Raw genomic sequence first — 11,180 nt, 5'->3', positions numbered from 1 at the left:
CAATAAAATAAACCCAGCCTTTGATAGATCTTATCCTAGGCCAGGTCAGTGTTGTCTGAATATATTTTTTAAAAAAAACTAACTCTTATTTCAAAATGATTTCACGCTCTATTCCATTCTTTATTTCTGTTCAGGAATATGCTCCAATAAATCACCAGGCTGACAATCCAACGCTGCACAAATTTTATCAATGACTTCTAGAGAAACATATTCGTTCGTATTCAATTTAGCCATCGTTGCTGATGAGATACCTGTCATTTTTAATAACTCCTGTTTCTTTACATCCCGATCTATCAGCAATTTTTGTAATGGTTTATAACTTATCATTGCTCGTTCCCTCTCAGATTAGTTGAAGTTTTCTTCAATTATATTAAACAATCTTTGCCTAATCAAAAATATATTTATGTTCTCCTGACACGAAAATTCGATATGTTAAAATAATATTCAGTAAATTAAACTTTAATTCGTAAATGTAAACAAAATTTAGGAGGTGTCATATTGGAAGACTCTTTAGAGATATTAATTGACCCACTTATTCGTAAGCGATTGAAATCCTTACACAGTGATCTTACAAAACATAATTCTTATTTCATAGAAATATCAAATGAATCGAAGCAATACTTACAGACCCTTCAAGCATCTCTCCCTGACAACCTCCAACATACCCTATTCCTCTATGAAGACGTTCAATTTTCAATACGAACAGTTCTCGATAGTAAAATATATATACAAGGGTTCAAATTCAATACGAACAGTTCTAGATAGAAAAATATATCTACAAGGATTTAAAGACGCCTTATATCTTTTCAATGAATTACATATTTCAAAAACTTAAGAGCCTGTTGACTCTATTTTTTTGAATCTGCGTATTTATGTTGATATCCTCTTTTCAACTCGATAAAGTGATTGATCTAAATTTAAAATAGGCCAGGTCCAGAAAGGCCACCACCTACTTACTCACGCATTAATATAGCTTTCATTAGTGAACTAAAATTGATAACCTACTACTTGAGTGCCCTATTATTTGAAGGTTTTTTTTGAAATTAAATATTATCACAATGTTTACCTAAAAAATCCTCTTGAAGCTTAATAATCGTAACTTCTAGATATTTCTGCAATTCTCCTGCCTCTATTTCTATTTCCTTTAATAAATCAGCCACTTTAGAAGATGGTAATTGATTATTAGCAATATATTCATAAAGAAAACCTTTAAACTCCCATAATCCTTTATCTAAGGCTAACGCCTTATTATGTACTTCCTTAATGTTATTATCGAATTTGATTAATATTCCCTTCCTTTTTAAATAATATGAATCTATTTTATGATAAGCGGTTCCCCATTGATTGATTATCTCCCAAATATATTCATTAAATTCATTAGCATTTTTCTTATCCGTACTATCATTATGTATTGCATAATGGTAGCGAAAGTAAATTGATCTATACATACCAATTATCAAATACAACTCATATAATAAATCAATAAACTCTTCATTGGTTCTTTGCTTCATATCTCTTATCCATTTACTAAGATCATTTTTATGAGATGCTTTTTGTTGCCTATTAACATTCCAAAAAGTAATTAATAAGCCGATAAACGATATTATTAATGCTATTTCAGAAGATGATAAATTAATTTTCAATAACTATTCTCCTTATCAAAATTCGATTACTTTCTAGTGAAGTTCTAACCTAAATAACTTACTCAAAATTTGCTCTTTATTAATAATCTTCCCCAGTAGTTAAGTATTCTGCTTTTTATGGGTCGAGGTATAAAACTTCAATCAATGGATTTAAAGAGGTCGCTATCCTAAAGAGTTTCCCTTTTATTTTGGTGGTATTCAACGTGAGCCGTATGCCAGATTATATCCCCTATAAGATGCTAATGCTAAAACCCGCAAACCCTTGCTATAAAATGAACTTTAGACCCTCCACAGCAGCGATAAGCTTTTATGTTGAAGTCCTACTCAATTTTGTACTCATAAATCCCAACATAATTTAGACTTCTGATAGGCTGATTTACTATTACATACCTCTAAACAATTCTTTAAATTCATATATGCTTACGATCGGGTATTCAATATCTTTGTATCTTGATGTAAATATCTTATTCGTTACCATATAAGGCAAAACCTCGTAATCATGGTCACTACTTATATTCTGTGAAATCAAAAAATCATTATAATGATTTCTCATATATTCAACTCTTTTTTGAAATTTTTCATCATATTTGTGATTTAAAAAAAAGTTATATTGCTGCATGTGTCCTTCATAAAAAGATCCAACTTTACTAAGAACCTTACTTTCAATTAGCCATATTACCCTTTTCTCCTCGTTAACAGCCAAAATATCATAATCTCCTAATTCCTTAGGATGATTACCTACCTTGTCTAGAGAATGCAATTTAGCATCAGACCATACATGAGAGAAACCATTTTTTTTGAAAATCTCCGCAATATCTTTTACCATTAGATCTTCATAACGCTTCTTCCATTGCCCTAATATTTTTATGGTATTCTCCAGACCTATTTCATATGGTGGGTAGAAATCTGTAAGACCATGCTTCCATTTATTATGAAGTTCCTTCATGATTACTGGTGAGAAAATAATTTGTTCATCTCTTTTAACTAGGGGTTTTACGTCAAACCGATTGTCACGATTTACTCTTTCATTGATTGGCAAAAAATTCTGTATCTTCCCTCTCCATAATTTTAAGCTAGCACCATCCACAGTTAAGAAATTTACTATACCTAATATTTCGTTTTCATCAATTGGTTCTTCTATATTTTCCATAAATCCATTTATAAGATCAGATATATCTAATACAAATACATTCGGCATGCATTCAACAAACACTTTTTCCATGAATGACAACTGCAAATACTCAATAAGAGACATAAGATTCTTAAAGTCAACCTTGGTATCCACTTTAAATTTATCTATAACTTGCTGCAAAAAAGATGTATCTTCTTCATCTCCTCTGATACTATAATCATTATTTTCATATACTCTTTTGCCAACTATTCTTTCAAACTCAGAGATTGATTCAACTTCAAGTACATTCACTAGGTATTCAGAGTCCACTTCAATTTTGTGGCTCCTTTCACTGTTGTAACAAATATCAGCATTATCCTGTAGTACTACCAACCAATTAGAAAATGCAAGTAAAAAATCAATATCCGAACTATTACAATGACTTACTGGATTATTATCGTCCCGAACAATGCTCAAATTTGTTTCTAATAGATATTGAATAACTCGTAAATGGTGTCTTTCTTCTTCACGCATTTTAATTATTTTTTCTCGTACTTCTTCTTGCACTTCTCTTTCGACATCTTGGAAGCTATTATATCGCTTCTTATGAATATTTATATCATGGACACTATTTGCATATAGACTTAATAATTTTTGATGCAAATCGTTCTGTTCAAACATCCTTACTTTTTCTTCAAAAAAGCTAATTAATTCAGCCTGCATTGTTCGAATAATTTTTGTTGCTTCTTTACCCTCATACACACCTTGATTAATACCTTTTGATAGACAAATTTCCGCAATAATTTTTCTTGAATCCTGAAAAGCCTTATCGGGTACATTTAACCCAATACTTTTATCCGACCAATAATAATCTAATTCAATAGATAGTACCCCAACTTCTTTAGGCAAATCCATTTCGCTTTCTAATTTTCTCTTTAACATCGTATATTCCTTAGGTATATAGAGTTCCAAAGGTTGGAGTAACTCTAAAAAGTATTTTGTTTCAACATTCCTATTTTGCGAGCATTCAATATCTTGATATAATTTTTCTGCATTAACTGAATACCTGATAATTATTTCTTTCTCTCCAATATATAAATCGCTATAAACATAAAGTCGCTCATCATCATTTGTAAAACCACTATGATCTACACTCTTTGCATATAGTATTGGCATATACATTAATTGAATAAAGCGATTGTTGAAAAAATTATTTTCTTCAAACCACTTATAATATCTCTGAATTTTTCGAAAATTTAAATCATCGACTAGATTAATTAAGTCCATTTCTTTATTAGAAAATTCGGATTCTTTTAAAAAATCGACGTTATGTACAAAAAAAACGAAGCAATTATTAAGATATTTTTTTCCAAAGCCGCCAAAGCCTTTGGAGAGTTTATTTACATACTGGTAATATCCCTCGTCCAACGGTTTTGTTTCCCAAACCAAGGGATTGCAAAACATAAAATCATCAATTCCCCACGGATAATTTTTTAAATTATTTTTAAAGTGATCCCATACGTATTCATCCGTTGTCCCTGGCATTAGACTAATCATTCCATAAGAAATAGCACCTTTAGAAAACATATGGTTCATTTGCTTCCATGATATAAAATGTGTGGCTTTTCCTCCGAACCCAAAGATTTGTTCATATTCTTGCTCTCTATCCTGAGTTAAGTAAAGACCTAACTCATCAATATCATCCATAAAACCAATTAGATAGATCATATCAATTGCGGAACAAGTAAAATACTTTGGGTTTCTCTCGCCAAACTGAAAGGAGTATCCCGTAATATCAGTAAAACTATTGAATAATATTACTGAGAGTTTAGTATCTTTTGAAATAGTGACTCCTCTAAAACCATCACTATTTTTTTCTTTGACCACTTCAACAAAATCCAATTTACCTTGCTGATGTAGTCCATAAATCCTTTTTAGTTCTTTATCTAACTCTTGGGTTTCAAATTGATCTGAATTTATAGCAAGAATAGCAGATCTTTGGGCTAAAGCTAAAAACATATGTGGCTTTTTCGATGTCCCCCCCACATTCTTGGAAGTAGAAACAGGGAAAAGTATTTGGGGATACTGTCTATCTTGTAGTCTGCAAAACTCTTCAATAAAATCTAAAATTGTAAGATTAACATGATCAATAATTTGGGCCTGCGTTGCTTGTTTAAGCAACAAACTATAAAAATCAACTATTATGGATGTATTAAATAAGGGGTATAATTTTCCGAACTTATTTAAAAAGTGCGTTTTTTCTATGATTGATGTTTCCTTCATAAAGAAGCAAATCACATCTTCGTTTACTGAATTAAGGAAATTCGAATTAAAATAATCTTTCACAGATTGGAATAAATGCTCTAAGGGTAATAAATATCTTACTTCTACTTGATTATTGGAAACGTTATCACCTTTGAAATATTCGATCATATTTGATGAGTATTCCAATACCCCTTTTAACATATCCTCTTTTTTCAGAATCCTCGCCAATTCAGGCAAAAATTGAATAGCCCCAAAAACTTGTTCATGTCCTGTTCCTAGAATTACGCTATATGCTCTTTTATTATAATAGAACTTCACTTCTCCGAAATCTTCAATAGTGTAATCATCATAGCTAGTGACAGTAAGAACTTTTGAAACTTCACTGAAAAAATCAGTGAAATCTGCATAGTTATCTATGTTTTTATGCCCGAAATTATCATGTTGTATTAAACATCCATTAAGTGCTAGTGCATTTTCAATTGCCGAACGATTATTTAAATCTATATTGATACAAAAAACTGCTTTTACTAAATCCTCAAAATTATACTGTTCAAAAATAGGCTTTAATTCATTGATCTTCATTTCTAAGAAACGAAAATTCTCCCCATAAATTGAGGATCCCAAGCTTATTTTTTCAATATTAGTCTCATTTATTCCCAGGCAACATTTTTTATACTTCTTGCCACTACCACAGTAGCACGGTTCATTCCTCCCGATCTTCACCTCAAACCCTCCAATTTGAAAAAGTTTTTAGACTACTGATATCGTCTTAATATGTTGACTTCCCTATAATATCCACCGCATAATTGTATAGATTGTCATAATGAAGTAGATTAACCTCCTCATTCCCCCTTTTATTTCCTTTAATCCAGTATGTATTATCGTCAAAATGACGACGTCGCCCGGCAATAACCATAATGAGTACGAGTTATATCGAGTTTGATAAATTCACGGGAAAGGTCTAGTTTGGGATTTTTATATTTTAAAAAAGTTCCTTCAAGTGTCAGGAAATTAGGAACAAGATACCTTTTCCAATCGTCAATCTGTTTTATACCCTTACGAAATGCGATGCCCAAAACTCCACTTTTCGTTGTAATATCCTTATAAGGATGTTCAATGAGTACAAATTCATAACCACCTGAATTTCTTCCAATCAATAGATAGTCTACTCGATAAGTATTTCCAAGCAGAAACTCTGGAAATATGTATGCTTCGTGGTGTCCAAAATTATAATCCTTAAACAATGAAGCAATAATAAAATAAGCTTCTTTATATATTTCATAATAGAAAGTTCATTCGCCTTTGGATTGTCTATTTGAAGAAAAAACTGTTCCGTTAGATTTTGAAGTCTAGTTTCATCTCGCAACTCCATAACGTCTAGGTAGTGATTTGGAAATAAGCTTAAATAATGACGTACCGCTTTCGGATATTTTAAGAAAAGATTTCGCTTCCGAAAGTTTCCTAGCTCCCTCTTTTCTTGTTCCTCCATTTCTCCCCATAGTAAACTTTCCTCGTTAGTAATTGTTGTATAGTTTCGCTCAAAAGTGACATACTCGTCCTCCTTAAGAAACATAAATGGCTATCCTTAATTTCCAATTATTAATGGCGATTAGACTAGAATCCAATAATAGATTTAAATGGCGTATAGCCGGTGACGATTGTAACAATTGAACTAACGAAACCAATAATGCCAATAAGAAATGAAAGGAATTTAACAAAGAGGTTATTGGATATTACATTATACGTCCTATATTTCATTAACCCAGACCAGTACATCAGTGAGATTGGGCTTGTTACGATAAATCGAACCCCTTCGCGTAACCAAATAAGCGGATTTTTCAAATCCTTTTTCGCTTCATCTAAAACATCACCAATCGCTCCTACAAACGTAAGAAGCGCATCATCAACTATATTAATGGATTCTATTACCCAACGTTTTTCAAAGCTTAGTCCGTAGCTACCCGCTGCTCTTTGAAAGTTATCTTTTATTTCTCTTATCCCATTTACGACCAGTTGATAATTGTTGTACATAAAATTAGCGAAAGGAGGCTTATAGGAGGAGGCAATCCCATAACTCCCCATCATTGTTTGCATTTTGGATGAATTCATCATTAACCATTGGTAATTTTCAGAATCAAAGTGTTCTTGTTCAACAAGTTGGGAACCAAATTTTCTAAAGTTATTAATGTAATCAAAGGAAAAGTTGTTCCTCTTTAACACATTATAATAATCGTAGATACTTCGAACTAATCCAATACAGAAAATAATGATGGTGATAATAAACAGTATCCAATTATTCAAAGAAACAACTCCCTTTTCAGATGACGGTCTCTGTAATATCATACCATATATGGTTATGATACAGTGCGAGAGCCTCATGCTGAAGTGAGTCATACGATCTATTGGTCATAGTCTGCGTAATACTGCATTCTTGATTCACTCATCATTTTGGGAGATATCCATGAACCGATTTACTTATTACTGCCACAAGAAGAATTAATGTATCCTGCGATTTTAAAACTTTTGACGCCAATTGGTGAAGGTATATAAGCAATATATTCAATAGGAGATTATTGGTCTTACTAAGTTTCTGATTTTGTGATGCCTAGAAAGATATATACTATATAGGTACTCATCATGTACTCATCAATCGTTAAAAAAAAAGAAGTATGGGTATTAGAGATAAGGCACTTAACAAGCGAACTTGGCAAGCCAAATTCAATGCTTGCTAAAACACGAGACAGCAACCTCGTGTGATAATACTACCTCCCGAGAAAAGGCGTGGACAGTTCTACAAGGATTGGATTGACTTTTTGTGTCCACAATAATAAAATTATTGTGGACACAAAAAGTAAGGTGAAGCGATGTCGTCCAAAAAGATGGGGCGTCCTCCATCTGACAATCCCAAAAGCCAAACGATTAAGATACGTGTCGATCAGGCAATCTTGAGCAAACTAGATGCTTGCACTGAGAAGCTAAATATGACACGTTCAGATATTGTGCGTAAAGGGATTGAGAAGGTGTATTATGATCTCCATAAATAAAGAAGGAAGCAGCGTGAGTCCCGAGAAGAACATCGCTACTTCCTAAGCGCAATCGCTGAATAAGCAGACTGTTTAAATATCCTACCATGTGCAAGAATCTCATTCAAGCGATGCGATTACATTTATGGGAGGATAAACATGGAATCTATTCTAGAAGCATTTTACCGCGGGCAACTTCATCCCGAGGAGACGATTATACCCTCTCATCCTGATTATCGTCCCCTATGCCGACAAGTGGCGGCACAAACGGAACAATGGCGAAACCGATTGGGTAAGGATGTGTTTCGTGAGCTTGAGGAATATTTTGATCTATGTGACAGTATAGATAGCATGCATGTCGAAGCTGCTTTTCTCCATGGGTCAGGCTTGGAGCCCACTTGATGATCGAAGTCATGAGCAACGCGAAAAGTTAGTTGGGAATGCAACTTTGGGCTTGTCATTATGACGAAAATAACGACAAGATGACTTGTATGTATTAAGGAAAAACAAGCTGTTTGCTTACACCAAGCTTGTCATCCAGAATGGAAAGAAGCGCGGTAATTAGTTATTAACAACATGATAGTTATGCAAAACTCGCTAACTAGTTAGAAAGAATAATTTTCATTAAGGGAAGCAAACAGGGAACACAGACTTTCAGGTCACCGAACGAGAAAATGGATAACCGTTAAAAGTTCGGCATCGTATGTCTTTCCACCGGTTCCAGACAGCGCCAGGTAAAAATGTTGCGTTACAGTAAGCTCTTAATTTAATTCAATAGTCCGCATATCAGGGGCCTAGCCCCTGATATCTATTACTTGCAAATGTATCCCGTTTGAACTCGAATTTCTATTTTATTAAACTTCCACAGCATTTTTTGAACTTTTTCCCCGAATCACATGGGCATGGCTGATTTCTACCTATCTTAGTGCTAGTTTTAGATATAGTATTATTCATATTTAGATCAGTAAATAAATTCCATTCTAAAACATCCTCAAAATACTTAGAAGAAGGACCGTAGAGTATCATTAAGATGCTATTTAACATGGTTGTTTTTAAGTATTTCTCATCTAGGAAGACATTTACTATATTCATAACCCCATCCCTGTACAGCTCCTGATACTTATCATCCATCCATATTGTAGCTATAGTTGACCTTACTCTAGGTGGATAATCCTCCCACTCAGTATCTCCCTTAATACTCATGAAATCTTTTTCGTAATCCTTTTTCATTTCAAGCGGTATATTTATAGTGTTTAAGTTTTTTACTAGATAATCCCGAGCTTCTTTCCACTCATCATTTTTAAATCTAATAATATTTAGTTGAGGGATAGTTCTATTAACAGTGTCAATAAACTCATTGACACCTATATAGTCACCTTCATATTTATCAAATTTAATAGACAACAAAAAAATATATGACGCTACTTTAATTGGAATTGATTTTTGAAGAGATAAGTCCTGAATATCCAAAATAGTCATTGTATTATCACGATGCATCTCTATAATACATATTATTGTTTTTCTCTCTTGATTGTCTGAATACTGATTCGCATCTCCCGACATCCCCATATATCGTCCTGGTTTCCCAGTATTCTTAGCGCCATCAACAGCATTTACCATAGCCCTAACTAATGGATGTGGCGAATAACTTTCATCTTTTTTCATTTTTCTCGATATATAACTTAAATAAGCCTTTAAACTAAGTTCAAATTCTTCAGCATCATATACTATTTTGGTTTGCATCGAATAATACCCCCATTAAACTATTTTGGATCTGTTTTTTACCCAATATAGTTTGTCTAGTATTAATAAAATAATCATATATTCCATAAATAGTTGAAATCGCTCCAGCCACAGGTAATAACGATAAAGATGCTGGTATACTTGTCATAGTTCCAACAACAACGGCCAATGTATCAATAGGTATTTTCTTTTTTAGCTTTTCTGTATAATCATCTAGTCTTTTTGAATGTTCTATTAATGCCTTCTCCATATTTTTCATTGCTTGTTCTTTAACTTTCTCCTCATTCACTCCATTTACAGTAATATTTATATTCTTTCTTATAACACTTCGAATATTAGATAATTCCTCCTGATTCCTTACTAGATTTATTTTGTCAATGTCCAAATTTTCTAACCAACGAAATTCTTCTAGTTGAACAGCATTTAATATTGTACTATCTAAGTCCGGATTCATACCTTGTGCTTGGTTAATATCCCATTTGTATAAGTTCCAGTATTCCTTCTTATCAAAAGAAATTTGCGAAGATAGCTCATGTGCTTGGAATACCTGCGTTCCTAAATTTAGAAATTGCCCATAAATTTTATAGCCTAATGAACTCCCTAAAGAAAAGTCTTTATATTGCCAAGACTCCCTAATATCCTCATACATTTCTATAAGTCGTTCTTTTTTATCCAGGATATCTGGAAACAAAATACTAGGTTCTTTTATTGTTGTTAACAATTGATCAACATCTTTCATTTCTGATAAATAATCAAAGATGTCTTCAGTGTCTAAAAAATCTCTTTCGAAAAGCAATCTAAAATATTCATCTCCACTTTTTTCTATAACACCTCTGACCTTTTTCTTCTCCTCGTCATCTATCAAACTAGGAAAAATTATTAATAATGGTATATTACCATCACCAAAAAAAAGCCTTTTTAAATCTAAAAGATTAAAAGAGTGTTTAATTAATTGATTTAAATAGGCATTATCTGTAGCAACTTGCTTAGTTCTTAGTAAAAAACTTAATGGATCCTCAATTAATAATGAATCAATATAAAGTGCTGTTCGTTTTATAAAGTCAACTCCATCTAATGGGGATGGACTACCGCAATAAATAACCTTAAAAAAATCCGTCTTAGATGTTAGTTCTATAACTTTACTTTTATTCTTCTTCCAAAATTCAGTTAGATCCTCTTCCAAATCGTCTAAACTTGCTAAAATAGTCTGAGCTGCAGTTTGAAAGAAACCTATCTTCTCTGCTTGAAAGAATTTATCTACACCGGGTTGATAGATTCCTTTAAAGTAATCTTCAATAATTTCAAAATACCCTCTTGATATATCCTCCAGCTGCCTTATCTCGAAAAAGTACATGAGCATATCATCCCTTTGTACATATTTTAAATCTAATAAAT

General features: G+C 32.6%; 7 protein-coding genes. 1 reads left to right on the top strand and 6 read right to left on the bottom strand.

Features of this window, described 5'->3' with window-relative positions:
* Positions 1–120: 120 nt before the first annotated feature.
* From G358_RS0111360 to G358_RS0111335, 4 genes are all read right to left on the bottom strand, one after another.
* Positions 121–327: a helix-turn-helix domain-containing protein gene (locus G358_RS0111360; RefSeq protein ID WP_019637344.1), complete on the bottom strand. Its 207-nt coding sequence runs from the start codon at positions 325–327 to the stop codon at positions 121–123.
* A gap of 716 nt (positions 328–1,043) precedes the next feature.
* Entirely contained in the window at positions 1,044–1,643 is a 600-nt protein-coding gene (locus tag G358_RS0111350) for a hypothetical protein (protein WP_019637342.1), read from the bottom strand.
* A gap of 382 nt (positions 1,644–2,025) precedes the next feature.
* Complete coding sequence (locus tag G358_RS33660) at positions 2,026–5,742, bottom strand: YecA family protein (protein WP_019637341.1); 3,717 nt, start codon at positions 5,740–5,742, stop codon at positions 2,026–2,028.
* An 891-nt stretch (positions 5,743–6,633) separates the two neighbouring features.
* A complete protein-coding gene (locus tag G358_RS0111335; protein ID WP_019637339.1) occupies positions 6,634–7,320 on the bottom strand; it encodes a hypothetical protein in 687 nt (228 codons plus the stop codon).
* 881 nt (positions 7,321–8,201) lie between these two features.
* Between G358_RS0111335 and G358_RS31285 the strand changes: the two genes are divergently transcribed.
* Positions 8,202–8,444, top strand: coding sequence for a DUF6809 family protein (locus G358_RS31285; RefSeq protein ID WP_019637337.1), 243 nt, complete (start codon positions 8,202–8,204; stop codon positions 8,442–8,444).
* A 444-nt stretch (positions 8,445–8,888) separates the two neighbouring features.
* On the opposite strand, the gene G358_RS33940 is transcribed toward G358_RS31285, so the two are convergent.
* Together G358_RS33940 and G358_RS0111315 are read right to left on the bottom strand one after the other, a co-directional pair.
* A complete protein-coding gene (locus G358_RS33940) occupies positions 8,889–9,785 on the bottom strand; it encodes a YecA family protein (protein WP_019637336.1) in 897 nt (298 codons plus the stop codon).
* On the bottom strand, positions 9,763–11,139 hold the full coding sequence (locus G358_RS0111315; RefSeq protein WP_019637335.1) for a hypothetical protein: 1,377 nt from the start codon (positions 11,137–11,139) through the stop codon (positions 9,763–9,765). The genes G358_RS33940 and G358_RS0111315 overlap by 23 nt, the downstream gene beginning before the upstream one ends.
* Between the last annotated feature and the right edge of the window lie 41 nt (positions 11,140–11,180).

This window comes from Paenibacillus fonticola DSM 21315 (genome assembly GCF_000381905.1).
GTDB lineage: Bacteria > Bacillota > Bacilli > Paenibacillales > Paenibacillaceae > Fontibacillus > Fontibacillus fonticola.
Note: the sequence above shows the minus strand (reverse complement) of the source record. Positions and strands in the feature narration are given on the sequence as shown.

Excerpts from the sequence above, each read along its gene's own strand:
- G358_RS0111360 (WP_019637344.1), bottom strand. The coding sequence starts at position 327 with ATGATAAGTTATAAACCATTACAAAAATTGCTGATAGATCGGGATGTA.
- G358_RS0111315 (WP_019637335.1), bottom strand. The coding sequence starts at position 11,139 with ATGTACTTTTTCGAGATAAGGCAGCTGGAGGATATATCAAGAGGGTAT.
- G358_RS31285 (WP_019637337.1), top strand. The coding sequence starts at position 8,202 with ATGGAATCTATTCTAGAAGCATTTTACCGCGGGCAACTTCATCCCGAG.
- G358_RS33940 (WP_019637336.1), bottom strand. The coding sequence starts at position 9,785 with ATGCAAACCAAAATAGTATATGATGCTGAAGAATTTGAACTTAGTTTA.